Below are 25,517 nucleotides of genomic sequence, written 5' to 3'. Positions count from 1 at the left end.
CCGTCACGCATCGCCCGGGGAGAACGCCGGGATCGGCGCCACCAGGCCCAAATAGAGATCCCGCATGCGCCGCCCCACCTCGGCCTCGCCGAATTCGGGGTCCACCACGGCACGACTACCCAGGCTGAGCCGGCGGCGCAGCGCCGGATCCTGCGCCAGACGGGACAGCGTGGCCGCCAGGGCCGCCGGGTCACGGGGCGGGGCCAGCAGGGCGTTGCGCCCCTCCACCGCCACCTCGCGGCTGCCCGGCACGTCGGTGGCCACGATGGCGCGGCCACAGGCCGCCGCCTCCAGCAAGCTCTTAGGCACGCCTTCCCCCCGCGGGAGGCGAGAACGGCGATGTGGGCGCGGGCCCAGACGGTCCGCACATCGGTGACGGCGCCCAGCCATTCGATGCCGGGTTCGGCCCCCCAGGCGCGCAAGGTGGCCTCGGGAATGGCGGCGGGGCTGTCGGCATCGGGCGCACCGGCCAGCAGCAGGCGCAAATCGATCCCCTGGGCCCTGACCTGGCGCACGGCGGCCACCAGGTCCTCAACGCCTTTCAAGGTAAGCATGCGCGAGACCTGGGCGCAGGTCACCGGCCCAATGGGCTCGGCCAATTCCTCATAATGGGCGAGATCGACGCCGGAGCCGCGGATGAGGCGCGGGGATGGCGGGCGGGGCCAGCCGGCGGCCAGCAGGGCGGCATCGTCGCCGTTCTGCACGACCAGCGCATGGCGCCGCCGCCAGCCGGCGGCGTTCAGGGCCAGGCGCAGCAGCCCCCGGCCCAGGGCCGCCTTGGCCCCGGCGCCGGAAAGGCCCAGGCCCAAGCCCGCCAGGGTGGCGGCCACGCGGGTGTCGCGCAAGTCGTTGGGAAGTCCCGCCAGGAAAAGGGCGAGCCCACCCAGCACCGTGGGCTTCACCGCGATGTGGTGAATGATGGTTGGCCGTTCCCGGCGGTAAAGCCGCGCCAGCCGGCGGATATCGCCCAGGGCGCGCAGGGGATTGAAGCTGCCGCGCCGCCAGGGCAGGGGAATGACGCGGAACCCTTCCGCCGCGATGGCAGCGGCATCCCTGCCGACGCGGCAGGCCACCGCGACGTCGAACCCGGCATCCCGCGCCGCCCGCGCGGTGGGCAGCCGGTGGGAGCGGAAGTACCAGTCCTCCGTCACGACAAAGAGCAGGGTTGGGCGCGGGGCGTCGGACATGGTGGCCAGGGTTGGAGGCATCGGGGGCATGACGAGGAACAGGGATAGGTTCTAACGGTTTTCCAGGCCGCTGTCGTATACGACCTGCGGGACGGTTCCACCACCGGGACGTGGCGGAGGCTGAGGGCCGGTGATAGGGTTCGCAGCACGCTGGGGCATGAAACCGCTTCGATACGGGTTTCTTAAAGTGATTTATTACCTTAAGAATTTAAATTAACTATCAGAAATACAACGAACATACCCTAAGAAAGGGAAATGGGATGACACAGCGCCCGCGTTTCCACCTGGCTTTCCCCGTCCATGACCTGTCGGCCGCCCGTGCCTTTTACGGCGACGTGCTGGGGTGCCCCGAAGGACGCAGCTCACCCGACTGGGTGGACTTCGACCTGTACGGCCATCAGATCGTGGCCCATTTGGTTCCGGGGCGGGACGCCGACCGGAACCACAACCCGGTCGACGGGCATGACGTGCCGGTCCCGCATTTCGGCCTGATCCTGGCCTGGGATGACTGGACGGCGCTGGCCGATCGCCTACGGAACACCGGCCAGACGTTCGTGATCGAACCGTACATCCGCTTCAAGGGCCAGGTGGGGGAACAAGGCACCATGTTCCTGTACGACCCGAGTGGGAACGCGTTGGAATTCAAGGCCTTCCGCGACGATTCTCTCATCTTCGCCAAATAGGATACGATAGCCGAGGGGATTTTTCCGGCGCCGATGTCGGAAGCCGCCCCACGGGTCCGTCCTGGGGAAGAACCGGCGCCAAGCCGGCCCATCCTGTCCGCCGAAGGAACGTCTCATGCTGTATGCCATCCTGTGTTACCACCGCGAAGATGTCGTCGGCTCCTGGACCAAAGAGGAGGATGACGCCGTGATGGCCAAGCTGGCGGTGGTGCACGAGAAGCTGGCGCGGGAGGGCCGGCTGGGCCCGGTGGCCCGGCTGCTGCCCACGACGGCCGCCACCACGCTGCGCAAGGACAGCGACCCGCCGCTGGTGATTGACGGCCCCTTCGCCGAAACCAAGGAACAGTTGCTGGGCTTCTACCTGGTGGAGGGGGAGACGCTGGAGCAGGTTCTGGATACGGCGCGTGAGCTTGGTCGCGCAAACCCTGGCGGTTGCTACGAAATCCGTCCTGTCGGCCTATATCATCCCGCACCGTCCGCAGGGGCCTGAGATCATGGCCGGGCCCCTCGACATGGCCTGGATCGACACGGCCCTGGCGGCGGCCCGCCCCCAAGCCATGGGCGCCTTGCTGCGCTATTTCCGCGACCTGGACACGGCCGAGGAGGCGTTTCAGGAGGCATCGTTGCGCGCGCTGACGGCTTGGCCGCGCAACGGCCCGCCCCGCGACCCCGCCGCCTGGCTGATCTTCGTCGGCCGCAACGCGGCGTTGGACGGGGTCCGCCGCCAGGCGCGCCAGCAGCCCTTGCCGGCAGAGGACATCCTGGCCGCCGATACCGGTGACGGGGATGCGGAAGCCGCCCTGGCCGAACGCCTGGACGACGCCGGCTATCGTGACGACATCCTGCGCCTGTTGTTCATCTGTTGCGCGCCCGACCTGCCCGCCACCCAGCAGATCGCGGTGGCCCTGCGCATCGTCTCCGGCCTCAGCGTGGCGGACATCGCCCGCGCCTTCCTGGTCGGGGAAAGCGCCATGGAGCAGCGCATCACCCGGGCCAAGGCGCGCATCACACGGTCGGGCGTGCCATTCGAGACGCCGGGCGCGCCGGAACGGGCGCAGCGGTTGGGCACCGTCGCCGCCATGCTCTACCTGCTGTTCAACGAGGGCTATTCCGCGGGCGGCGACACGGCGGAGCGGCGGGCACCCCTGGCGCATGAGGCGATCCGGTTGGCGCGCCTGCTGCTGCGCCTGTTTCCGGCGGAACCGGAGATCATGGGTCTGCTGGCGCTGATGCTGTTACAGCAGTCCCGCGCCGCCGCCCGCTTCGATGCCCAGGGCAACGGCATCCTGCTGGAGGACCAGGACCGTCGCCGCTGGAACGCCCCGATGATCGCGGAAGGCCTGGCCCTGATCGACAAGGCCATGCGCCACGGCCAGCCGGCACCGTATCTGGTGCAGGCCGCAATCGCCGCCCTGCATGCCCGCGCCCCCAGCGCCGCTGAGACGGACTGGTCGCAGATCGACCTGCTGTACGCGACGCTGGAGCATCTCCAGCCGTCGCCGGTGGTGACGCTGAACCGTTCCGTGGCGACGGCCAAGGTGCGGGGGCCGGCGGCGGCGCTGGCCATGATCGAGCCGCTGGGCGACCGGCTGGCGGGCTATTTCCACTTCTTCGGGGCCAAGGGCGCCTATCTGACCCAGTTGGGCCGGACAGCGGAGGCGCGGGTGGCGTTCGACCGCGCCATCGCGCTGGCCCACACCCCGGCGGAGGCGGCCCACATCCGCCAGCACCTGGATCGTCTGATGGGCGAGGCGGCGCCCGTTCAAAAATAAATCCCGAAAAATCGCGGGGGCTGTCGGAAGCGGCGGGCGATGACCGTCCTTGGGATGGCCCTGCCCATGGGGCCGCCACGATTTCCCATTGGGACCCTCAAGGAAACGGGAGCAGGTGACCATGTCCGACAGCATCCAGCCCGCGCAGCAGGGCGTCATTCCCCATCTGGTGGTCGGCGACGCCAAGGCGGCGCTGAGATTTTACACGCAAGGCCTGGGCGCGGAGGAGGTCTTCCGCATGCCGGAAAAGGACGGTGACCGCCTGCTGCATGCGGAGATCCGCGTGAACGGCGCCCGTGTCTTCCTCTGCGACGATTTTCCGGAATACCGGGCGGAGATGGGCGGGACCGGCGCCCCACCTACGACGCTGAAAGGCACCAGCGTGTTCCTGCACCTGGAGGTGGCCAACTGCGATGCCGCCATGGAGCAGGCGGTGGCCGCCGGCGCCACGGTCGCCATGCCGGCCATGGATGCCTTCTGGGGGGCCCGCTACGGCCAGATCCGTGATCCCTATGGCCATATATGGAGCTTCGCCCATCCCCTGGGCGCGCCCGGCGAGCCTTGCCCGTTGGCGGCGACCTGACAGGCCCGGTCCGGAAGCGAGGCGCGGAAATGGAAAAGCCGGTCCTGAAAAAGGATCGGCTTTTTTGTCCAGGGACAGCCGCAGGAGGGACGCGAGGAGGACGGCGGCTTAGTTCAGCCTCCCTTTCCCCTGCAGGCGCGCCAGCAGGGCCTGGATGTCCAGGGGCAGGGGCTCCGCCACCAGGTCGCAGAACATTTCCCGAACCTGATCATCCACGTCACTCTGCGCGGTATCGTAGCGGTTGGCATAGGCCACCGGTCGCTGACAAACCGTCGCCATGGCGGGGGCGAGGGCCGGAGAACGCTGAAACTCTATGCTTTTCAACCGCTTGACCATGGCATCCTTCCTGCTACATCGGGCCTATGCCCTTCGCACCATCCCTAAAGTCTCCAGCGGCGGCTTTGTTCCACGCGGCCGAGCGGATGATGGCCCTTCCGTTTAAGCCGGTCAGGGCAGGCGGTGGGGCGATGGGTGTAGGGAAGGGGGCAACCCATTACCGCAAAATTGCCATTCCACTCCTTTGAACAGACCAGCCCAGGGGCCGCTGGACACTTTGCCGCATAACCGGATCGTAATAGATCATCTGTCAAATAGACCGAATAAATACAGCGATAAACATAGCATTCTCCCCGAAATACGGAGAGACGTGATCAACGGCGTTTGCCTATAGTCTCTCAACGATACGGACGAATTCTGGGGGTAACGACCCTCAACATCGCCCACAATCATCTGCGATTTCTTGATGACGTCAGAAGCGCAGCGGGCTTTCACAAAAAGGGGTGATCCATGCCATCCGCTGAGACGACGCCCACCTTCCGCGACGACCTGGTCAAGCTGATCCCCGCCATGCGGGCCTTCGCCCGGTCATTGACCAACAACGCTGCCGACACCGACGACCTCGTGCAGGACGCCATCGTCCGGGCCTGGTCCCATGCCGAGCAGTTCACGCCGGGCACCAACCTGCGCGCCTGGCTCTTCACAATTTTACGCAATCGTTATTATTCGGTCGCCAAGCACCAACAGCGCGAGGTGGGCGATCCGGATGGCGTGCATACGGCGCGCCTGACCATAGGTCCATCCCAGGAATGGGGCATCGCCAGCCGCGAACTGAAGGCGGCCCTGATGAAATTGCCCGTGGAACAGCGGGAAGCGCTGGTTCTGGTGGGAGGGGCTGGCGCCAGCTACGAGGAAGCGGCGGAAATTTGCGGCTGCGCCCTCGGCACCATCAAAAGCCGCGTCAACCGTGGCCGCGCCCGCCTGGCCGATATCATGGGCATGGACCCGGGCGATACCAGCCTGGGCACGACCGCCGGCCTGGGTGCCAGCAGCGCCTGGGACACGCGCCCGGTCAGCAGCCATTGACCCTTCGTCATGCCCCATACCCGCGCCTCGGAAAAAAGGATTTAGGTGAAGTGCCTGACAGGAAACCTTGGTCGCGGGACATCCACCAATGGCGGCGGATGTCCCAGCAATGGCTGGCCGCCGGAGATCCGGTAATGGCCGGTCATGACCCCAGTGACGCGGCAGCACCCATCATCGGGGAAGGGTATCCGGTGCCGCTGATGCCCGCGCCGTCCTGTGGGGCCTTCATCGTCCACCCCGTGCCCGCCGCCCGCGCCGCGTAAGGCCGCAGCCTAAACCGGCATCGCAGATCGCAGGGGGACAGCGCCCACCGGGGGCTGTCCTTCAATCACGCGGAAGGGTTCTCCGTTAAGCCTCTCATAACATTGGAAAGTCGCCCTTCGTTTTTGAGTCCATTCCACCCATATCAAAAAACCGATAAGGAAGATTATGGAAAAAATACCAAGCGGGTCACGGCGCGGCACGCTGCGGGATAACGCTGTTCCGTCACGGCTTACGGCCATTTGCACTCATTTATTCGACATCGGTGGATGCCCGCACCGACAATAGGCTTCTATCCAGACGGGATGAAGCCATGTTGACCATCGCACCTGTGCCCGATGCCGTCACACGGCGCCGGGATGAGATCGCCGTCCTGCTCCGCGACGCCCTGACGTTGCTGGACAACGACAGCCATGCCGCGGCGAGCTGCCTGCAGAAAGCGGCGGAGTTGTTGCGGGACAAGGCGGCGGAGGCACCACCCGCCGCCGGTGGCTTGGCCCCGTGGCAAGTGCGCCGGGTCCACGGGTATATCCAGGAGCATCTGACGACCCCCATCCGCATCCGGGACGTCGCCCTGCCGGTGCGCCTCAGCACCAGCTATTTCTCGCGCGCGTTCCGCATCACCTTCGGCGTGCCCTTCACCCAGTACGTCATCCATCAACGCATGGAACAGGCCAAGCGGCTGATGACCACCACCACGGAACCGCTGTCCCACATCGCGCTGAGCTGCGGCTTGGCCGACCAGGCGCATCTCACCCGGCTGTTCCGCCAAACCATGGGCGTGACGCCGGCGGCCTGGCGGCGCCGGGTACAGGACTTTCCCGACGTGGTGGCCGACGCCCAGGCCGTGAGCGAGCCGCAGGCCGCCTGACCTGTGCCGTCCCTACCGGACGGGACCTGGCGGACGGGCCCCATTTAAAAATTATCGGGCAAGTTCCGGCATCGCCGGTGCTATAGAGGCCGCTGGTTGACCCGAGCCCCAGGAAGTAACCGGCCCCATGGATTCCGTCGAACAACGTCTTATCGACCTGGAAACGCGCATCGCCCATCACGAACGCATGGCCGAGGAACTGTCGCAGGTGGTGGCGGACCAGGGCCGGACGATCGACATGCTGACCGCGCGGATGCGCCGCCTGGTCGCCCGCCTGCAAGAGGCGGAGGCGGGTTGGCGCCCTTCCCCGCAGGATGAGAAGCCGCCGCCGCATTACTGACGGCCCTGCCGCCTGCCCCTGCGAGCGGGGGCGAATTCAGCAAATTTCCATGGCGCGGCGGCGGCGGCGGTCCTACATCCTGGGCAGTCGCATCGCCCACGGGAGACCGTCCATGACCGCCTGGCCTGATCGCCGCATCCTGGATTTGTTTGGCATCGACCATCCCATCCTGCAGGCCCCCATGGCCAACGCCAGCACCCCCGCCATGGCGGTCGCGGTCAGCGAGGCGGGGGGATTGGGGTCCCTGCCCGGCGCGCAATACACGCTGGACGGCCTCAAGGCCGCGGTGGCGGAGGTACGGCGGGGCACGGCCCGGCCCTTCAATCTGAACTTCTTCTGCCACACGCCCCCGGTTCCGGATCCGGCCCGCCTCCTGTCCTGGCGCGCCCGGCTGGCGCCTTATTATGTGGAGTTGGGTCTGGACCCGGCCGACACGCCCCCGACCGGCGGCCGCACCCCGTTCGACGCCGATTTCTGCGGCCTGGTGGAAGAGGTGAAGCCGGCGGTGGTGAGCTTCCATTTCGGTTTGCCGGGCAAGGTGCTGCTGGACCGGGTGAAGGCCACGGGGGCCAAGGTCATCGCCTCGGCCACCACGGTGGCGGAAGCGCGCTGGCTGGAGCACCACGGCGTCGACGCCGTCATCGCCATGGGGCTGGAGGCGGGCGGACATCGCGGCAACTTCCTGTCCGACGACATGGCGACGCAAGTCGGCACCTTCGCCCTGGTGCCACAGGTCGCGGATGCCGTGTCGGTACCGGTCATCGCGGCGGGCGGCATCGCCGACGCGCGCGGCATCGTCGCGGCACTGGCCCTGGGCGCGTCGGCCGTGCAGATCGGCACCGCCTACCTGTTCTGTCCGGAGATCAAGATACCGGAGGTCCATCGCCAGGCCCTGGACAGCATCACCGACGACGGCACGGCCGTGACCAACCTGTTCACCGGCCGCCCGGCGCGCGGCATCGTCAACCGCCTGATGCGGGAGGTGGGCCCGCTTTCCGACGCCCCTACCGCCTTCCCCACCGCCGGTGGCGCCCTGGCCCCCCTGCGCGCCAAGGCGGAGGCGGCGGGATCCGGAGACTTCACCAATCAATGGGCTGGCCAGGCGGCCCGCCTGAGCCGCGCCCTGCCCGCCGGCGACCTGACACGGACGCTGGCGGCGGAAGCGCTAAAACACTTGGGTGGGCAACGCCTGGACGGAGAGATCAGCGACAGGTGAGGACGTGGTCCGTGGTCAGTTTGCAGGGATGCAACTGGGTTCCCAGATAGCGCTGGTCCCGGGTCGTGCCCGTGTTCATCTCCGGCAGGCGCAGGTACTTGTCCTCCTTACCGGGATTTAGGTACGTCTCCATATTATTGAAGCGCCATTTCTCCGCCTCCTCCCGCAAGAACCGGTCCTGCTCCAGCGGGTCGGGCAACACGAAGTCGGGGGCCTGGATGATGACGTCGGGCAGCGTGGCATCGGGCTCCATCGGTGCGGGCGGGGCCGGCACCGCCGTCGGCTTGGCCGGTATCAGGGCCGTGGCAGATGGCGTGGGCGGCGCGGCGGTTTGCGCCCAGGCCGACCCCGGGCCCAGTAGCAGGACGCCGACCAGACCCCCCCATCGCATGTGCCGCATGCCCTGCCCCGTCCGCTGCCGTCCCTTTCGGTCAGTGAACCATGCCGGCCGCGCCCGCACAACGTCAGGTCTGAAAACGGCGAGGGAAAACGCGGATGAAAAAACGCGCGCCGGAGGGACACCGGCGCGCGTCGGGAAGTTGGAGCACATAAGGGTCTTGAGGCTACGGGCTAGAACCGGGACGCCGCCTCACCCGCGCCCCGGCTTGAGCGGGCTCAGTACTTGAAGGCGAAGCCGGCCTCGTAGATGCGGCCGGTGCAGTTGTAATAGTTCAACCGGTTGACCGAGCCGACGTACTGGCTGTTGCACTCGTTCGTCAGGTTGATGGCGTTGAAGCTGAAGGTCAGGCGCTCGTTCACCGCGTAGGAGGAGGCGAAGTCCACGTTCATGGTGGAGTTGGTGCCCTCGACGTCGTTGCCGTTACGGCCCGGCACCTGGGTCAGGTAGCCGCTGCGATAGGCGGCGGAGATGCGGGCGCTGAACACCTTGTCGTCATAGTACAGGGTGCCGTTGTAGGCGTTCTTCGACAGGCCGACCAGGTCGGCCAGCGTCGTGGTGGTGGAGGTCGCCGACAGCAGATAATTGATGCGGCTATCCACGTAGGTGTAGTTCAGCAGGATGCCGAAATTGCTCCAGAAGTCCGGCAGGAAGCTGAACGGCTGCTGGAAGTTCACTTCCAGGCCCTTGAGGTCACCCCCCTTGGTGTTCACCGGCGTGCTGAAGGTGAACACCTCGTTGCCGGTCAGGCCGGTGCCGTTCAACAGGCTGAGCGGCAGGCCGGACGTGTTGTAGACCTTGTTCTCGCTCAGCGTCTGCACGTAGCTGTTGATGTCCTTGTAGAACAGGCCCAGCGAGATCAAGGCGCCCGGCTGGTAGTAATATTCGAAGGACAGGTCGGCGGTATTGGCGCGGATGGGTTTCAGGTAAGGGTTGCCCGAGGTGACCGTGCGGTTGGTGCCGGCCACGTTGACGCTGCCGCCGGGGTTCAGGCCGCTGAGATCGTTGCGCACCATGACCTTGGCCAAGGCCGCGCGGATCAGGAAATCATCCGTCACCTCGCCCACCAGGTTCATGGATGGCAACACATCATGATAGTCGGTGCCGACCGTCACCCAGGTCGGCGTGCTGCCCACCGCCTGGTAACCGGACGAGCTCTGGTCGGTGGTGACGAAGCGGACACCGACATCGCCGCGGATGGGCAGGCCCAGCCGGTCGGTCTTGAAGTTGGCCTGGACGTAACCGCCGTAGTCCTTCTCCTCCACCGCGTAATTGCTGCCCAGCGAGCCGGTGCCCGTCTGGCTGACGGCGAAGGTGCCGGTCTTGCTGTAGATGTTCAGCGCGTTGGCGAAGGCGTCGATATCGGGCACCAGCCAATTGCCGGGCGTGCCCGCCGCGGCGAAGCCGCCCACACCGCCACCGATCTTGGTCAGGCTGGCCAGGGTGACACCGGCCGGCAGATTGGGAACGGCGATTTCCGAGGCGCGCGTCTTGTTATAGGTGGTGAAGGTGAAGTCCTTGAACTGAAGGCCGGCCTTCAGCGTCAGCTCGTTGGTGACGTCATATTCGAAATCCAGGTCGCCGTTGCCGTAGGTGTTCTGGGTGCCGTTGGGACGCAGGCGGATGTTGGACAGGCCGTTCACCAGCTTCCAGTTCGCGGGGTCGGTGACGTCGAAGCCATAGGACAGCACCGGCAACTGGCTGTTGGTGCGGTAATCGTAGGAGTAGCCGTTGCTGCCGGTGCGATCCAGGGTGATGGTGGTCTGCACCGGGTTGTTGAAGGCGGAGATGGAGTAGCCGCCCAGCGCGTTCATGCGGAAGCTGGGGGAGAAGCTGTGCTTGATGTTCAGCGTCTCTTGCCCGAACTGAGTGCTGAGCACGTCATAGCGCGCCTCTGACCGGATACCGACATTGTTGAAGGTGCCGGCGATCAGGTTGCCGTTGGCATCCAGGGTACCGGAAGTGATCTGCATGACCGGCTTGCCGGTGACGATGCTGCCCACCGTGGTGCGCGCCTGGCTGAAGCTGATGGCCTCCAGGTCGTTTTCCGAGCGGGTGCCCCACAGGTCGGAGAACACGCCGTCCAGGCTGATCTCGGTATCCTCGTCCGGCTTCCACTGCAGCGAGGTCACCAGGCCGGCGCGGCTCTGGTTGTAGTCATAGACGCTGTAGCGCGGAATGCGCGGCATGAAGACGTTGGGGGCGTTGAAAGCGGCCAGTGCGCCCGACGCCGCGACACCGCCATTGTAGCTGCCCGAAGCGTTGGAGGCGTTGGACGCCCAGCGCGTGGTTTCGGAGCTGAGCTGCTGCGTTTCGCGCTTGGAATAGGACAGCCCGACCAGGAAGCCCAGCTTGCCGTCGTTGAAGGTGTCGCTGACCAGCACGGCGCCGTTGGGCTGCTTGCTCTCGTTCTGGTCGTTGTAGGTGACCTTGCCATTGATGGCCAGCTTGAAGCCGCCGAAGTCCAGCGGGTGGGGCGTGGACAGATCCACGCCGGCGCCCAGCGAGCCTTCCTCCTGGTCGGCCGACTGCGTCTTGTGGACGGTCAGGTTGCTGAACAGGTCGGACCCGAAGACGTTGAAGTCAAAGGCGCGGGAGCGGTTGTTGCCGCCCTGGGCGTCGGAGCTGCCGGTGGTGGCGATGGCGTCCATGCCGTTGATGCGCACGCGGGTAAAGGCCGGGCCCAGGCCGCGCACGGAAATCTGGCGCCCCTCGCCAGCGTCGCGGGTGATGGCGATGCCGGGAATGCGCTGCAGGGATTCGGCCAGGTTCTTATCGGGGAACTTGGCGATGTCTTCCGCCACGATGCTGTCGACCACGCCGGAACTCTCGCGCTTGGCCTGCAAGGCGATGTTCAGGCTGCGACGGAAACCGGAGACGATGATTTCATCCAGCGCGTCACCGGCCCCCGGCGGCACCGCGGTCTGGGGCGGCGCAGCCTGACCCGCCTGCTCCGCCGGCGCGGCCGGTGCCGCGGCCTGGTCTGCCGTCTGGCCTGCCGCCGGCGCGGCCGGCACGTCCGAAGCCGGATCGGCGGCGTACGCCGCACCGGCGCCGCCCGCGGTCAAGGCCAGCAGCAGCGCCATCCGGGAAACGTGGGTGGACAGTGTGTGGCGCCGCGCCCAGCTCGTGGTCTTGAGCATTTGACGTAATCCTCCGTTCAACCTTGTTGTTTTGCTTTGCCGGCCTTGTGTGCCCCGGGAAGGACTGGCCGGATGGTCCCGGCGAAGTGTTCCCAGAAAAACCAGACGTTGTCGCCTGGTCATGCCCACCGTCCGGCCTCCCCGTCCGTCCGATCCTTTTTGGGACCGGTGTCAATTTTAATCCGCCAACCGGGCCGGCGCTAAGAGCGGCCCCAGGCAGATCGCAGAAGCCGTGTCAGCGCCGCGCCAATGGCAGCGGCGCGCCCAGACGGCCCAATGATGATGTGTTGAGTAAAATATGTGAGGCGTGGCGGCCATTCTTGGCGCCCAGGCCCCTGCCCATCCGTGTCGGCATCCCGCACCCTCCCGTTTATCGGCGTCTTGGCGGCCTTTCTGGCCATCGCCGTTGCCCGTAAAATGACACCGGTTACCGGCCGATGCAAGCACCAAGAGTTGTTTGCAGTGCCGTCCCGTGTTCGCCCCCAGCCATCCATCGCGGAAATGCCGGTGTCCCAGTGGATTTCAGGCCGGGTTGGGGGCTGTCAGGTTCCTTGCTGGGTGAAGGGCACCCGGGCGAAAAGGCGCCGCTCGGCCCCCCGGGGATCCGCCTCCAGGCGCGACTCCAGGTCGAACACCAGGGTTTCCCGCCCCGCCAACGTGTAGGGCGTCCAACGGGGCGCACCGCCGACATTGGGATCGCCGGTTCGGGCAAAGGCGATGAAGGCGTTGCTCATCTGGTCCGCCAGATGCCGTGCCTCCGCGCTGTCGGTGGACAGGGCGTCCGGCACGGCGGTGTTATCGAACACCAGGGGGATGTCCAGCGTGTGCGGCGCCCGCCACTTGCCGCCATCCTTGGGGCTGCCCCAGTTCAGCTGATAGGCGTAGGTGGGGGCGGCCCCTTGCCTCCCCGGTCCTTGGCCCCCTGCTTCTTGGCCCCCTGCCTCTTGGCCCAGCGCCTGGATGGCGCGCGCCTCCGCCTCCATCACGGCGGCGCGCCAGGACCGGCCGGCGGTCGTCGCCGCGAAGAAGACATCGCTGGGGCTGTAGGCCGGGTACAGACGGCGGTATTCGGCCACCACCAGGTCGGGGTTGATGTCCACCCGCATGTGCTTGGCCAGCAGGCCCGGCACCTGGTCCCAGGTGAGCGTAAAGGTCGAAGGGTCGCTTCCGCCGATCAGCAGCCGCGTCTCGTCATGGGTGTTGCCGATGATCATGGGGATGGCGGCGGATTGCGCCGGGGCGTCGGGGTAGAAGGGATGGTGGGCCAGCACCTGGTCATCCAGCACGGGGCCCCAGTAGAGTCCGCCCATGCCCTGGCCAGCGACGCCGTGGATGGGGTCGGCGGCGTTCAGGGCCGACAGCAGCCTTTCCACCGGCAGCGTGGCCGCCTCGGCCGCCCGCTCCGGCGTCAGGCCCAGCGCCGCCAGATAGGCCGTGGCGCGCGCCGTGGCGTTCAACGGGCCGGAGGCGGTGACCTGCTGGCCGCTCATGGTGGCGGCGCGATGGAACAGGCCCTGCGCCGCCGGGGTGGCCATCAGGGTGGCGATCTTGGCCCCGCCGCCGGATTGGCCGAACAGCATGACCCGGCCGGGGTCGCCGCCGAACGCGGCGATGTTGTCGCGCACCCAGCGCAGCGCCAGTACCAGATCCAGGATGCCGGCGTTACCGGACTGGGCATAGGCCGCCCCGGCGAGACGGCCCAGGTACAGGTGGCCCAAGGCGTTCAGGCGGTGGTTCAGCGTCACCACCACCACATCCCCCCGGTGGACCAGGCGGGTCCCGTCATACAAGGGATCGCTGCCGGAACCGTGGGAGTACGCCCCCCCGTGGATGTAGACCATGACCGGCCGGTTGCCGCCCGCCTTGGCCTCCGCCGTCCAGACGTTCAGGAACAGGCAATCCTCCGACTGCCGCTCATCGAAGTGTGTCTGGGGACAGGCGGCGCCATACGACAGCGCATCCCGCACTTCCCGCCACGGCACGGGCGGCTGGGGCGCCTGGAAACGGCGCTGGCCGGTATCGGCGCCGTAGCGGATGCCCTTGAATACATCGATGCCGTCCTGGCGCAGGCCGCGCACGGGACCATGCCCCGTGATCACCACCGGGTCGGACGCGGCCCAGGCGCGCGGCGGCAAGGTCACGGCGGCGGCGGCCAGCCCCAGTCCCAGCACCTGGCGGCGATCGACGTATGATGAACTGGAACATGGCCCAGTGGATGACAAGGAAACGCGACTTTCCGCTTGGCGGTTGGCGTGAACCGGGTCCATGCTTCCTCCCACTACCCTATTATTATCGCCGATCAAAAGCAGGAGGGAGGCCATGGCCCCTACCCGTCCCGATCCCGGGCACACATATGACACCGGTTTCCGGCTCTTTGTGAAGACGGTACGTGCGGCCTGCGTCGTCTTGGCGGCCGTGGTCTACTGGATCACGGCCAGCGGCCCCTTAGGCCAAGCCAGGGCCGATGAGTTGCCCGTTCCCTTCCCCATCTGGCCTGGCGGCATCGGCCCGGGATCGGAGGGGGTGGCCATCCGGGAATCGGTGGTGGAACGCAGCGCCGATCCCACCCTGCATGATCGTTACACCCTGGGAATCACCCGGCCGCACTTGGCGTTGTACCGTCCCACCCATCCCAACGGCACCGCCCTGCTGGTCATGCCGGGCGGCGGTTATCGCTGGGTGGTGGTGGATAAGGAGGGGGATGAGATCGGCCGGCGACTCAGCGCGGCCGGCGTCACCGTCTTCGTCCTGACCTACCGCCTGCCGGGCGAAGGCCATGCCCAGGCCGCCGACGTGCCCCTGCAGGATGCCCAGCGCGCCCTGCGCCTGATCCGCGCCCGGGCGGCGGAATGGGGACTCGATCCCCACAAGGTCGGCGCCATGGGCCTGTCGGCCGGCGGCCACGTGGCGGCCAGCCTGGGCACGCGCTACGACGCCCCGGTCTACGCGCCGGTGGACGCCGCCGACCAGCAGAGCGCCCGCCCTGACTTCCTGGCCTTGATCTATCCCGTCGCCAGCATGGACCCGGCCATCGCCCACAAGGGGTCGCGCAGCCAGTTGCTGGGCGCCACGCCCACGCCGGCGCAGGACGCGGCCTATTCCACCGAGCGGGCGGTCACGCCCCAGACTCCGCCCACCTTCCTGTTGCATGCCGACGACGACCCGTCCGTGCCGGTGGAAAACAGCCTGCGCTTCTATGCCGCCCTTCACGCCGCCAAGGTCCCGGCGGAACTGCATATCTTCCGGCAAGGTGGCCATGGTTTCGGCATTCGTGGCGCCCGTGGATTACCGGTGGCGGCGTGGCCGGACCTTTACATCGCCTGGGTCCGTGGCCTAGGGATGATGCCATAGAGACCCTTTCGCAGCCCCCTGACACGGTGACACACGCCTGTCTTTATTGTCACCGGTGTCAATTGGTCGTTGATCCAGTCCCGGGCCGCTGGCAGGATGGACGACGCCAAGCCCGCATGACAGACGGGCCGCGGGAGGATTTCAGGGGACGGTCTCGTCCGTCCCCGCGGCGACCAGGATGGCCAAGAAGGATACATGCGAATGGGTGGGCCTGCGATGCGCGGACATGTCGTGGTGTTCGGGGAACTGTTGCTGCGCCTGGCCGCACCCGGCCATGAGCTGCTGCTGCAAAGCCCCAGCCTGACCGCCCTGTTCGGCGGGGCGGAGGCCAATGTCGGCGTCGGCCTGGCGCACCTGGGCCACACGGTCCGTGCCGTCAGCACCCTGCCCGACAACGCCCTGGGCCGCGCCTGCGCCGGGGAACTGCGCCGCCACAGCGTGGGCACGGACGGCATCCGCTACGCCGACGGCCGCATGGGACTGTATTTCCTGGCCACCGGCGCGGTGACCCGCCCGTCGGAGGTCATCTATGACCGCGCCCGCTCCGCCTTCGCCGAGGCCGATCCCGCCACCTACGACTGGCAGGCCCTGCTGGCCGGTGCCGACTGGCTGCACCTCTGCGGCATCACACCCGCTGTCAGCCCGCAGGCGGAAACCGCCGCCCGCGCCGCGTTGCAGGCCGCCCACGCCCTGGGGCTCAAGATCTCCTTCGACTGCAACTACCGGCAGAAGCTGTGGACGGTGCGCGGCGGCAACGCCCCGGCCATCCTGCGCGGCTTCATCGAGCAATGCGACCTGCTGTTCGCCAACGAGCGGGACGCCGCCCTGCTGCTGGACCTGGACGTGGACAGGCTGGACGAGGCGGCCCGCTTCCCGGCCGCGGCCCAGGCCCTGTTTGACGCCTGCCCCCGCCTGCAAACCATCGCCACCACGGTGCGTAGCCACCACGGCGTGGACCAGCAGGACTTCTATGGCAAGCTGGCCACCCGCCACAGCCTGCACCAGAGCCGCACGCACGCGCTGGCCGGCATCGTCGACCGCATCGGCAGCGGCGATGCCTATGCCGCGGGGTTGCTGCATGGCCTGATCCAAGGGTGGGAGCCCGACCGGGCGCTGTCCTTCGCCGTGGCCGCCGCCGCCCTGAAGCACTCCATTCCCGGCGACGCCCTGCCCCTGGCCGAGGCCGACATCCTGGCCGCCCAGGATGCCGGCGGACTGGACGTGCGCCGCTGATCCCCGCCCTTCGGAGCCCGAGCCTGATGACCGCGCACCTCTCCCCCGACACCCTGTCCACCGTGCCGGCGGCTGTGGCCCGTCCCGGCTATGACCGGTCGGCCTGCGGCATCGGCATCGTCCATTTCGGCCCGGGCGCTTTCCACCGCGCCCACCAGGCCGTCTACACCGACGACGCCCTGGCGCTGGAGGGGGGCGATTGGGCGATCAGCGCCGTGTCGCTGAAAAGCCCCGGCGTGCGCGACGCTCTTGTCCCCCAGGATGGGCTTTACACCCTGGTGACCCTGGATCGCACCATCGGCCACCGCGTCATCGGCTCCATCCGCGAGGTGCTGTGCGCGCCGGAAGCGCAGGAGCGGGTCCTGGACCGCCTGGCCGCTCCCGCCACCCGCGTCGTCACCATCACCGTCACGGAAAAGGGCTATTGCCTGACGGCGGCGGGGGAACTGGATACCGCCCACCCGGACATCATCCATGACCTGGCCCATCCGGAAACGCCGGTCAGCGTCATCGGCTATATTGTCGCCGGCCTGCGCCGCCGCCGCGCCGCCGGCTTGCCGCCCTACACCGTCATCAGTTGCGACAACATGACGGACAACGGCCAGCGGCTGGGCCGGGCCACGGCGCAATACGCGGCGGCCGTGGACGCCGGCCTGGGCGCCTGGGTTCGCGAGCAGGTGGCCTTCCCCAGCACCATGGTGGACAGCATCACCCCGGCCACCGATGACGCGCTGCGCCAGCGCGTGGTGGAGGCCACCGGCCTGGCCGACGCCTGGCCCATCCAGCGCGAGGCCTTCACCCAGTGGGTGATCGAGGACCGCTTCTGCAACGGCCGGCCGGCCTGGGACAAGGCCGGGGCCATCCTGACCAACGACGTCGGCGCCTTCGGCCGGGCCAAGCTGCGCCTGCTGAACGGCCCGCACTCCGCGCTGGCCTACCTGGGCAGCCTGGCGGGCGTTGAGACCGTGGCCGAAGCCATGACCACGCCCGAACTGGCCGGGTTCCTGGAACGGCTGATGCTCCAGGACGTGCTGCCCACGGTGACGCCGCCCCTGGGCTATGACCTGGCCCGGTACGCGGGCCAGATATTGGAGCGCTTCCGCAACCCGGCCATCCGCCATCTGCTGTCCCAGATCGCCTGGGACGGGTCGCAAAAGCTGCCCTACCGCCTGTTCGGGGTGATCGAGGATCGGCTGGCCCAGGGGCATGACATTTCCCGGCCCGCGCTGGTGGTCGCCGGCTGGATGCATTTCGTCCGCCGCCGGGCCGCCGAGGGCGCCGGGCTGACCGACCCGCTGGCGTCCACCCTGCTGGACGTGGCCGGCCAGTGCGATGGCACCGCTGGGGATGTGGACCGTTTCCTGGCGCTGGAGGCGATGTTCGCCCGCGCCCTGGCAGCCGCCCCCCACTTCCGCGATGCGCTGAAGGATGCTTACACCCGCCTGGGTAACGGCCGGCGCGACGCGGTGCTGGCCGCCGTCGCCACGATTTAAGCCCACGACCACAGCCTGAATCCTGAGGGCGCCGCCCTCCTCACGGTAGAGTTGGCTTGTAAATGACACCGGTTTCCTTTAGACACGATGGACAAGAAATGACGGGATCCAAGGGAGGGTCGACCCTGGCGCAGCGTGCCTCGCCCACCGCCAGGACAGCCACCGTCCAGGACAAGAATCGCCACGGGATGTTCCGGCCATGACCACCGCCTTCGCGCCCCCCACCGCCGCAGCCGCCTTCGTGGCGGCCCGGCGCGCCGCCCGGTTCCTGCCGGGTTACCCGGGCCCCGCCCCCATCGACCTGGCGCAGGGCTATGCCGCGCAGGAGGTGGCCATCGGCCTGTGGCCCGACCGCATCGCCGGGTGGAAGATCGGCCGCATTCACCTGGATTGGGAGGAGACGCTGGGCCAACCGCGCCTGGCCGGCCCGATCTTCGCCCGCAACGTCTGGCAGGCCGAGGACGCCGATGTGACGCCGTTCCCTGTCTTTGTCGGCGGCTTCGCCGCGGTGGAGGCGGAATACGTCTTCCGCCTGGGTGCCGATGCCCCACCGGACAAAACGGCGTGGACGGAGGATGAGGCGGCGGAGCTGGTGGCCACCCTGCACATCGGGATCGAACCGGCGGGCAGCCCGCTGGCCACCATCAATGATCTGGGGCCCCCCGTGGTGGTGTCCGATTTCGGCAACAACGCCGGCCTTATCCTAGGGCCCGAGATATCCAATTGGCGGGCGCGCGGCTGGGACAGCATGCGGTGCGAAACCGTCATCGATGGGGTCTGCGTCGGCACCGGCGGGGCATCGTCCATCCCGGGCGGCCCCCTGTCGGCCCTGCGCTTCCTGGCCAGCCACCTGGCCGGGCGCGGCCGGCCGCTGAAGGCCGGGGACCTGATTTCCACCGGCGCCAGCACCGGCATTCACGATATCGTGGCGGGACAGACCGCGACGGTGGATTTCGGCCGTGATGGCGTCCTGCGCTGTCGCGCCGTGGCGGCGTCGCCGCTGCCCGACAGCCCACCCTGAGGGCGTCCGCGCCACCAGGGGTCCGAGACAATAAAACGAACGGGAGGGATGGATTGATCAAGCGCCGACAACTGCTGGGGGGCTTGGCCGCCGGCATGGGCATGGCGCTCGGGGGCCGTGCGGCCCGGGCCGGCGCCCCGCCGCCCGGCACCTTCACCGCCTCCGACGTGCATGTGCAGGATTACCCCACGGTCCAGGCCATCCAGTGGATCGGGGAGCAACTGGCCAAGGAGACGGCCGGGCGCCTGTCCATGCGGGTCTATCATTCCGGCCAGATCGGGCGGGAGAACGACACCATAGACCTGACGCGCTACGGCGCGCTGGACTTCACCCGCGTGAACTTCGCGGCGCTGACCAACATCTTCCCCGTGTCCGGCGTGCTGACGCTGCCTTATGTGTTCGATGACGTGGCCCATATGCGCCGGGCCCTGGACGGCGCCGTGGGGCGCGACCTGCTGGCGGCGCTGAGCCGGCGGGGCCTCGTGGCGGCCTGCTTCTACGACAGCGGCGCGCGCTGCATCTACAACGGCCGCCGGCCGGTGCATGAGCCGCGCGACCTGCACGGCATGAAGATCCGCGTCCCCCTGTCGGACATCTTCATGTCCATGGCGCAGGCCATGGGCGCCAACCCCACGCCGCTGTCCTTCGGCGAGGTGTTCACCGCCCTGCAAACCCACCTGATCGATGGGGCCGAGAACAACTGGCCCAGCCTGGATTCCACCCGCCAGTTCGAGGTGGCGCACTATTGGGCGGAGACGCACCATTCCATGTCGCCGGAACTGCTGTTCATCTCCGAACGCAGCCTGCAGGCCCTGACCAAGGCCGACCGCGACCTGGTGCTGGACCTGGCCACCCGCTCCGTCACCATGATGCGGGCGCTGTGGGACAAGGATGAGGCCGCCGCCCGCGCCCATTGCATCGCCAATGGCGTCCAGGTGACCGAGGTGGACAAGGACGCTTTCCGTCGCGCCACGGAACCGGTGCTCAAGACCTACCTGGCCGACCCCGACCGCAATCAGTTCTACCGCCGCATCCGGCAGGAGGCCTGACCCATGCACGCGACCCAAGCCGTACCGGCCCCCACGGGCCTGGCCGGCACCCTACTCACCGGCCTGTCCCACGCCGCCACCGTGCTGGCCGCCATCGGCATGGTGGGGATGAGCCTGGCCGAGGGCTGGCAGGTCTTCGCCCGCTATGTCCTGAACGACAGCCCCGGCTGGACCGAGCCCCTCACCCTGCTGTTCATGACCACGACCGCCCTGATGGGGGCCGCCGTAGCGGTGCGGCGGGAAATGCACTTCCGCTTCATCGCCCTGGCCCAGGTGGCGCCACCCCGGGTGCAGGCCCTGCTGAACGCCTTCGCCCGGCTGGTGGTGCTGGCCATCGGCGCCGCGCTGGCCATCTGGGGCTGGGACCTGATGGCCGACAACTGGTCCATCACCATGCCCGGCACCGCGTTGCCGGAGGGCCTGAACTACCTGCCCCTGTCGCTGGGCGGCGCGCTGATCGCCCTGTTCGCGGCGGAACGGCTGGTGGTGCCGCTGCCCACCCCCGATCACATGGTTGTGGAGGATTGAGCCCATGGACATCGCCATCCTCTTCGGCGCCTTCGCCATCCTGTTGCTGCTGGGCGTGCCCGTGGGCTTCTCCCTCGCCGCAGCGTCGGTCGCCGCCATCGTCGCCATGGGCCTGCCGCCCATGGTGCTGGTGCAGCAGATGACCTCCGGCATCAGTTCCACCGCGATGATCGCCATCCCGCTGTTCATCTTCGCGGGTGAGCTGATGATGCGCGGTGGTATCTCCGAACGGCTGATCGGCCTGGCCTCGGCCCTGGTGGGGCATCTGCGCGGCGGCCTGGGCCAGGTGAACGTGCTGGCCTCCGCCTTCTTCGGCGGCGTCTCCGGCTCCGCCATCGCCGACGCCTCGGCCATCGGCGGCACCATGATCCCGCAGATGGTGGCGCGCGGCTTCGACCGCGACTATGCCGTCAACGTCACCATCACCTCCGCCCTGGTAGCACTGATGGTGCCGCCGTCGCACAACATGATCCTCTATTCGGCGGCGGGCGGCGGGGGTATCTCCATCGCCGACCTGTTCGCCGCCGGCATCCTGCCCGCCGTGGTGATGGCCGCCGCCCTGATGGTCACGGCCTATCTCATCGCCCGCAAGCGGGGCTATGCCGTGGAGCCCTTCCCCGGCCTGGCCGCGGTGGTGCGGCGCTTCATTTCCGCCAGCCCCGGCCTGCTGCTGGTGGTGCTGGTGTTCGGCGGCGTGCGCGCCGGCATCTTCACGGCGGTGGAGAGTGCCGCCATCGCCGTGGTCTACGCCGTCATCATCACGGTGGCCGTCTACCGCCGTCTGGGCTGGAAAGACTTCAAGGAGTGCTGCGCCGGATCCGCCCACACCACCGGCATCATCCTGTTCATGATCGGGGCGGCCAGCGCCTTCGGCTGGCTCATGTCCTACCTGCAGGTGCCGGCGGCGGCGGTGGCGGCGCTGAAGGCCATGGCCGGGACCAAGGTCATGGTGCTGCTGATCATGAACGTGATCCTGCTGGCGCTCAGCACCTTCATGGACATGGGCCCCAAGATCATCATCTGCACCCCCATCTTCCTGCCGGTGGCCAAGGCCTTCGGCATCGACCCGGTGCAGTTCGGCGTCATCATGATGCTGAACGGCGGCATCGGCCTGATCACCCCGCCCATCGGCTCCGTCCTGTTCGTGGGCAGCGCCATCGGCAAGGTGCCGGTGGGCCAGCTCATGCGGTCCATCTGGCCGTTTTACTTGGCGGCGGGCGTGGTCCTGATGCTTGTCTCCTACATACCTTTCCTGTCGCTATGGCTGCCCAATGCTATGAAATAACGTCACTAACGTTATGAAATAACAGAACATTCAGAACGACCTGCGACAAAACGCCCAGCTTGCCTAACTCTGTTTTGGGGCGCATATCGCCCGCCGGAACCATTGAACGACTTTGTCTCCCATCGCAAATCCGTAACGGAACTTTGCCAGAGAAGCATAGTTGTCGCATCCAAGCTCCGGCGGGCGAGTTATTTAAATGAAAACGCTTCTCACCATCACCCCTATCCTGGCCTTCTCCTGTGGCGTGGCGTTCTGCGGGCCCGTCAACGCCGCCGACGCCGACCTGCCGGAGGCGGAGAGCTGGAGCCTGCACGGCCAGTTCACCCTGGTGGAGCAGTACCATCCCAGCTTCACCTCCCCCTACCGGGGCGCGAACAGCCTGGATCCGGGGGCCCGCGGCAACGAGACGATGGACGCCACCCTGTACGCCGGCGTGCGCCTGTGGCCGGGCATGGAGTTCTACGCCAATCCGGAGATTGACCAGGGCTTCGGCCTCAGCAACACGCTGGGCGTGGCGGGCTTCCCCAGCGCCGAAGCCTACAAGGTGGGTGAGAGCGAGCCCTACATCCGCCTGGACCGGGCCTTTTTCCGCCAGACCTTCAACCTCGGCGGCGAGGTCCAGCCGCTGGAGGCCGCCGCCAACCAGCTGGGCGGCAGCCGCACCGCCGACAACATTGTCATCACCGCCGGCAAATTCTCCGTCACCGACATCTTCGACGCCAACACCTACGCCCATGACCCGCGCAAGGACTTCCTGAACTGGACCGTGGTGGACAGCGGCGCTTTCGACTATGCCGCCGACGCCTGGGGATACAGCTATGGCGCGGCGGCGGAATGGACGCAGTCCTGGTGGACCCTGCGCGCCGGCCTGTTCGACCTGTCGCGCAAGCCTAATGACAAGGCGCTGGTGCGCGGCTTCGGCCAGTATGAGGTGGTGGTGGAGGCGGAGGAGCGGCACCAGTTGATGGGCCGCGACGGCAAGGTAAAGGTGCTGATCTTCCAGAACCACGCCAACATGGGCAGCTACAGCGACGCCTTGCAGGTGGCCGCGCTGACCGGCGGCACGCCGGACACGGGCACAGTCCGCCGCTATGCCACCCGCGCCGGCTTCGCGCTGAACGCGGAACAGCAGATGGGCGACGATTGGGGCCTGTTCCTGCGCGCCAGCGCCAATGACGGCTCCAAGGAGGCCTATGAGTTCACCGACGTGAACAAGTCGGTGTCCATCGGCGCCTCGGTCACGGGCGCCTCCTGGGGCCGGGACAAGGATGCCGCCGGCCTAGCCGGTGTCGTGAACATGCTGAACGCCGACGCCCGCGACTATCTGGCCGCCGGCGGCACCGGCATCCTGGTGGGCGACGGCCGCCTTAGCTACAGCAGCGAGCGCATCCTGGAAGCCTATTACAGCGCCGCCCTGTGGACCGGCATCAACCTGACGCTGGACTACCAGTTCGTGGCCAACCCCGCCTACAACCGCGACCGGGGCCCGGCCAATGTGCTGGGCGTCCGGTTCCATGCGGAGATCTGAGGCGCGGCACCGTCGGCGTCAGCGCTTGGTCAACACCATGGTCCAACCGGGACTGGCCTCGGGGAAGGACACCTGGGTTCCCGGCGGGGCCTTTTCAAAAGCCTCCACCGCCTGGTGATAGGCGGTGAACGTGCCGCTTCGCGTAGCGTACAGCCAGTCCGCCCGCATCCCGACGATGAAGACGGCCAGCAGGGCGCAGGCGGGAATGCGGTACTTGCCTGGCGCCTTGACCACCAGGATCAGGCAGGCGATGAAAAAGATCAGGATGGGAATGACGAAGTAGCGGCCGCCGTAGCCCGGTATGTCGAACAGCACCCACTGATCGCCGAAGGCTCCGCTGGCCGGGCTGACCAGCCCGCAGGCGAGCAAGATAACGCCGGCAAGGCAGAGTTTGCGGAAGCCCGACGGCCCCTTGACCAGCGCAAGGGTGATGATGGACAGGCCCGCCACCGCGATGCACCAGGCCATCAGGGGGTGATGCCACAGCGCGTCCTGCTGCAGGATGTTGACGTTGGTGGTTCCCAGCAGCCCACTCAAGAACAGTTGGTCCGTCAAAATGCGCGCCAGCCGCGTGGCACTGGGCCCCAGCACCATATTCTGCCGTTCCCCCGCGCCGATGGTCAGCAGGCACACGGCCTGGGCCAACGCGGCAAAACCAACAATGGCCGCCTGAATGAAGGCGTGCCGCCGCTGATCCGGCGCACTGCCCAGCCACTGCCATAAGGCGACGGGGGCCAGGAACAGACAGAACGGCCCCGTCAGCCCGTTGAGCAGCAACACGCCATACTGCACCCCCCGCCAGCCCCGCGCCGCCGGCGCGGGCAGCACCAGCATCAGGAAGGACAGCAGCATCAGGTGCCATTGGGCATTGGTCAGGTTCAAATGGATTTCATAGGAGTTGGGCACGCCCAGGTAAAAGACCGCGAGCGCCCCGCGCGCCCAAAGGGACGGGATCAGCGGCGCCCCGCGCACCAGCAGCAAGACGGCGGGCGCCAACTGGGCGATGAACCCGCCGGCCATCATCCAGCCCGGCAGCCATCCCAGAGGCAGGGCCCGGGCGGCCAGGGCCATGGCGTAGGGGAAAAAGTTCAGGTATCCGGCGCTGGTCGCGAAGAGAACGCTCAAGCCCTTGGCATAGGCGTTCTGGAACCAGATGACGCCGTCTTCCGCCCACAAGGTGGGGTGCAGCACCCAGTCCGCGTCCCGGCTGATCAGAAGCGCGGAACAGAGAACAACGGCCAGTAGGGTGCCCAACACAGGGCGGGCGACCTGTCCGGCAACGCCGGGACGGTGGCTCAGCGGAAGGCGCGCATCAGTCACAGTGGGGGCTCATCTCACGGTATCGCCGTCGCGATCTGCAATCGGCGATATGTACCTTATCCGCTGACGGCGGCGGTATCCTTTTGACAAGCCCCCAAGGCTATCGGACCTCTATTAACGGCCCAGCCAGCCGCCATCGACGGCCAGGACGGTGCCGTGGACATAGTCCGCGGCGGATGAGGCCAGGAACACCGCGGCACCGCCCAAATCCTCCGGCCTGCCCCAGCGGCCGGCGGGGATGCGGGCCAGGATGTCCCGGTTGCGCGTCTCGTCGTTGCGCAGCGCCTCGGTGTTGTTGGTGGCGAAATAGCCGGGCGCGATGGCGTTGACGTTGATGCCCTTGGCCGCCCACTCGTTGGCCAGCAGCTTGGTCAGGCCGGCGATGCCGCTTTTGCTGGCGGTGTAGGAGGCGACACGGATGCCGCCCTGGAAGGACAGCATGGAGGCGATGTTGATGATCTTGCCGCCACCGCCCTTGCCCTGAGCGCCCTGCGCCATCATCTGGCGCGCCACGGCCTGGGCCAGGAAGAAGGGCGTCTTCAGGTTGACGTTCATCACCAGGTCCCAATCGTCCTCGGAAAATTCCAGGGCGTCGGCCCGGCGGATGGTGCCGGCGTTGTTGATCAGGATGTCGATGCGGCCGAAGGCGGCGACGGCTTGGTCCACCACCGCCTGCACCACGCCGACGCTGTCGAGATCGGCATGGACGAAGTGAAAGCGGGCGCCCACTTCCGTCACCGCCGCCTCGGTTTCCGTGGGCGTGCTGCGCCCCGCGGCCACGATATCGGCGCCGGCGCGGGCCAGCGCCACGGCCAATCCCTGCCCCAGGCCGGTGTTGGCGCCGGTGACCAGCGCCACGCGGCCCGTCAAGTCGAACGGGTTGAAAGCCATGGG

Annotated in this window: 24 protein-coding genes and 1 pseudogene; 17 read left to right on the top strand and 8 right to left on the bottom strand. The window is 67.6% G+C overall.

Going from position 1 to position 25,517, the window contains the following annotated elements:
- Window positions 1–3: 3 nt before the first annotated feature.
- On the bottom strand, window positions 4–390 hold the full coding sequence (locus ULB03_RS12425; protein WP_322483820.1) for a glycosyltransferase: 387 nt from the start codon (window positions 388–390) through the stop codon (window positions 4–6).
- Window positions 384–1,187 (bottom strand): annotated as a pseudogene (locus ULB03_RS12420) (glycosyltransferase); the annotation flags it as partial. The pseudogene ULB03_RS12420 and the gene ULB03_RS12425, both read right to left, overlap by 7 nt.
- Before the next feature lie 260 nt (window positions 1,188–1,447).
- Here ULB03_RS12420 and ULB03_RS12415 point away from each other — a divergent pair.
- The 4 genes from ULB03_RS12415 to ULB03_RS12400 all read left to right on the top strand — a co-directional run bounded on the left by ULB03_RS12415 (window position 1,448) and on the right by ULB03_RS12400 (window position 4,225).
- A complete protein-coding gene (locus tag ULB03_RS12415) occupies window positions 1,448–1,870 on the top strand; it encodes a VOC family protein (RefSeq protein WP_322483413.1) in 423 nt (140 codons plus the stop codon).
- A gap of 115 nt (window positions 1,871–1,985) precedes the next feature.
- Window positions 1,986–2,360 carry a YciI family protein gene (locus ULB03_RS12410; RefSeq protein ID WP_322483412.1) on the top strand — a complete coding sequence of 125 codons (375 nt, stop codon included), beginning with the start codon at window positions 1,986–1,988 and terminating at the stop codon, window positions 2,358–2,360.
- A 4-nt stretch (window positions 2,361–2,364) separates the two neighbouring features.
- On the top strand, window positions 2,365–3,642 hold the full coding sequence (locus ULB03_RS12405; RefSeq protein WP_322483411.1) for an RNA polymerase sigma factor: 1,278 nt from the start codon (window positions 2,365–2,367) through the stop codon (window positions 3,640–3,642).
- A gap of 121 nt (window positions 3,643–3,763) precedes the next feature.
- On the top strand, window positions 3,764–4,225 hold the full coding sequence (locus ULB03_RS12400; RefSeq protein ID WP_322483410.1) for a VOC family protein: 462 nt from the start codon (window positions 3,764–3,766) through the stop codon (window positions 4,223–4,225).
- 108 nt (window positions 4,226–4,333) lie between these two features.
- Here the strand turns inward: ULB03_RS12400 and ULB03_RS12395 are convergent, their stop codons facing one another.
- Window positions 4,334–4,561, bottom strand: coding sequence for a hypothetical protein (locus ULB03_RS12395; protein ID WP_322483409.1), 228 nt, complete (start codon window positions 4,559–4,561; stop codon window positions 4,334–4,336).
- Between the two features lie 450 nt (window positions 4,562–5,011).
- On the opposite strand from ULB03_RS12395, the gene ULB03_RS12390 reads away from it, so the two are divergent.
- The 5 genes from ULB03_RS12390 (at window position 5,012) to ULB03_RS12370 (ending at window position 8,275) form a co-directional block, all read left to right on the top strand.
- Window positions 5,012–5,587 (top strand): sigma-70 family RNA polymerase sigma factor, encoded by a 576-nt coding sequence (locus ULB03_RS12390; RefSeq protein ID WP_322483408.1) that lies wholly within the window; start codon window positions 5,012–5,014, stop codon window positions 5,585–5,587.
- Between the two features lie 50 nt (window positions 5,588–5,637).
- The gene (locus ULB03_RS12385) at window positions 5,638–5,850 is read left to right on the top strand and encodes a hypothetical protein (RefSeq protein ID WP_322483407.1); all 213 of its coding nucleotides are present in this window, start codon (window positions 5,638–5,640) and stop codon (window positions 5,848–5,850) included.
- Window positions 5,851–6,161: 311 nt separating this feature from the next.
- Window positions 6,162–6,719, top strand: a complete 558-nt coding sequence (locus tag ULB03_RS12380) for a helix-turn-helix transcriptional regulator (protein ID WP_322483406.1) — start codon at window positions 6,162–6,164, stop codon at window positions 6,717–6,719.
- Window positions 6,720–6,846: 127 nt separating this feature from the next.
- A complete protein-coding gene (locus ULB03_RS12375) occupies window positions 6,847–7,059 on the top strand; it encodes a SlyX family protein (RefSeq protein ID WP_322483405.1) in 213 nt (70 codons plus the stop codon).
- Between the two features lie 112 nt (window positions 7,060–7,171).
- The gene (locus tag ULB03_RS12370) at window positions 7,172–8,275 is read left to right on the top strand and encodes an NAD(P)H-dependent flavin oxidoreductase (protein WP_322483404.1); all 1,104 of its coding nucleotides are present in this window, start codon (window positions 7,172–7,174) and stop codon (window positions 8,273–8,275) included.
- Here ULB03_RS12370 and ULB03_RS12365 read toward each other — a convergent pair.
- The 3 genes from ULB03_RS12365 to ULB03_RS12355 all read right to left on the bottom strand — a co-directional run bounded on the left by ULB03_RS12365 (window position 8,262) and on the right by ULB03_RS12355 (window position 13,986).
- Window positions 8,262–8,666, bottom strand: coding sequence for a hypothetical protein (locus ULB03_RS12365; protein WP_322483403.1), 405 nt, complete (start codon window positions 8,664–8,666; stop codon window positions 8,262–8,264). The genes ULB03_RS12370 and ULB03_RS12365 overlap by 14 nt on opposite strands.
- Before the next feature lie 224 nt (window positions 8,667–8,890).
- Window positions 8,891–11,815, bottom strand: coding sequence for a TonB-dependent receptor (locus tag ULB03_RS12360; RefSeq protein ID WP_322483402.1), 2,925 nt, complete (start codon window positions 11,813–11,815; stop codon window positions 8,891–8,893).
- A gap of 542 nt (window positions 11,816–12,357) precedes the next feature.
- Window positions 12,358–13,986 (bottom strand): carboxylesterase/lipase family protein, encoded by a 1,629-nt coding sequence (locus tag ULB03_RS12355; RefSeq protein WP_322483401.1) that lies wholly within the window; start codon window positions 13,984–13,986, stop codon window positions 12,358–12,360.
- 148 nt (window positions 13,987–14,134) lie between these two features.
- On the opposite strand from ULB03_RS12355, the gene ULB03_RS12350 reads away from it, so the two are divergent.
- From ULB03_RS12350 to ULB03_RS12315, 8 genes are all read left to right on the top strand, one after another.
- Window positions 14,135–15,166, top strand: a complete 1,032-nt coding sequence (locus ULB03_RS12350; RefSeq protein WP_322483400.1) for an alpha/beta hydrolase — start codon at window positions 14,135–14,137, stop codon at window positions 15,164–15,166.
- Between the two features lie 216 nt (window positions 15,167–15,382).
- Complete coding sequence (locus ULB03_RS12345) at window positions 15,383–16,399, top strand: sugar kinase (protein ID WP_322483399.1); 1,017 nt, start codon at window positions 15,383–15,385, stop codon at window positions 16,397–16,399.
- Between the two features lie 26 nt (window positions 16,400–16,425).
- On the top strand, window positions 16,426–17,892 hold the full coding sequence (locus ULB03_RS12340) for a mannitol dehydrogenase family protein (RefSeq protein ID WP_322483398.1): 1,467 nt from the start codon (window positions 16,426–16,428) through the stop codon (window positions 17,890–17,892).
- A 199-nt stretch (window positions 17,893–18,091) separates the two neighbouring features.
- Window positions 18,092–18,913, top strand: coding sequence for a 2-keto-4-pentenoate hydratase (locus tag ULB03_RS12335; RefSeq protein WP_322483397.1), 822 nt, complete (start codon window positions 18,092–18,094; stop codon window positions 18,911–18,913).
- A 53-nt stretch (window positions 18,914–18,966) separates the two neighbouring features.
- Window positions 18,967–19,962, top strand: coding sequence for a TRAP transporter substrate-binding protein (locus ULB03_RS12330; RefSeq protein ID WP_322483396.1), 996 nt, complete (start codon window positions 18,967–18,969; stop codon window positions 19,960–19,962).
- A gap of 3 nt (window positions 19,963–19,965) precedes the next feature.
- Entirely contained in the window at window positions 19,966–20,490 is a 525-nt protein-coding gene (locus tag ULB03_RS12325; protein WP_322483395.1) for a TRAP transporter small permease, read from the top strand.
- A 4-nt stretch (window positions 20,491–20,494) separates the two neighbouring features.
- Window positions 20,495–21,775 (top strand): TRAP transporter large permease, encoded by a 1,281-nt coding sequence (locus ULB03_RS12320; RefSeq protein ID WP_322483394.1) that lies wholly within the window; start codon window positions 20,495–20,497, stop codon window positions 21,773–21,775.
- 196 nt (window positions 21,776–21,971) lie between these two features.
- Window positions 21,972–23,303, top strand: coding sequence for a carbohydrate porin (locus tag ULB03_RS12315; RefSeq protein ID WP_322483393.1), 1,332 nt, complete (start codon window positions 21,972–21,974; stop codon window positions 23,301–23,303).
- A gap of 18 nt (window positions 23,304–23,321) precedes the next feature.
- Here ULB03_RS12315 and ULB03_RS12310 read toward each other — a convergent pair whose 3' ends face one another.
- Both ULB03_RS12310 and kduD read right to left on the bottom strand, forming a co-directional pair.
- A complete protein-coding gene (locus ULB03_RS12310; RefSeq protein ID WP_322483392.1) occupies window positions 23,322–24,560 on the bottom strand; it encodes a hypothetical protein in 1,239 nt (412 codons plus the stop codon).
- A gap of 177 nt (window positions 24,561–24,737) precedes the next feature.
- On the bottom strand, window positions 24,738–25,514 hold the full coding sequence (kduD, locus tag ULB03_RS12305) for a 2-dehydro-3-deoxy-D-gluconate 5-dehydrogenase KduD (RefSeq protein ID WP_322483391.1): 777 nt from the start codon (window positions 25,512–25,514) through the stop codon (window positions 24,738–24,740).
- Window positions 25,515–25,517 lie beyond the last annotated feature (3 nt).

Source organism: Nitrospirillum goiasense (assembly GCF_034427435.1).
In the GTDB taxonomy this organism is placed as follows: Bacteria; Pseudomonadota; Alphaproteobacteria; order Azospirillales; family Azospirillaceae; genus Nitrospirillum.
Note: the sequence above shows the minus strand (reverse complement) of the source record. Positions and strands in the feature narration are given on the sequence as shown.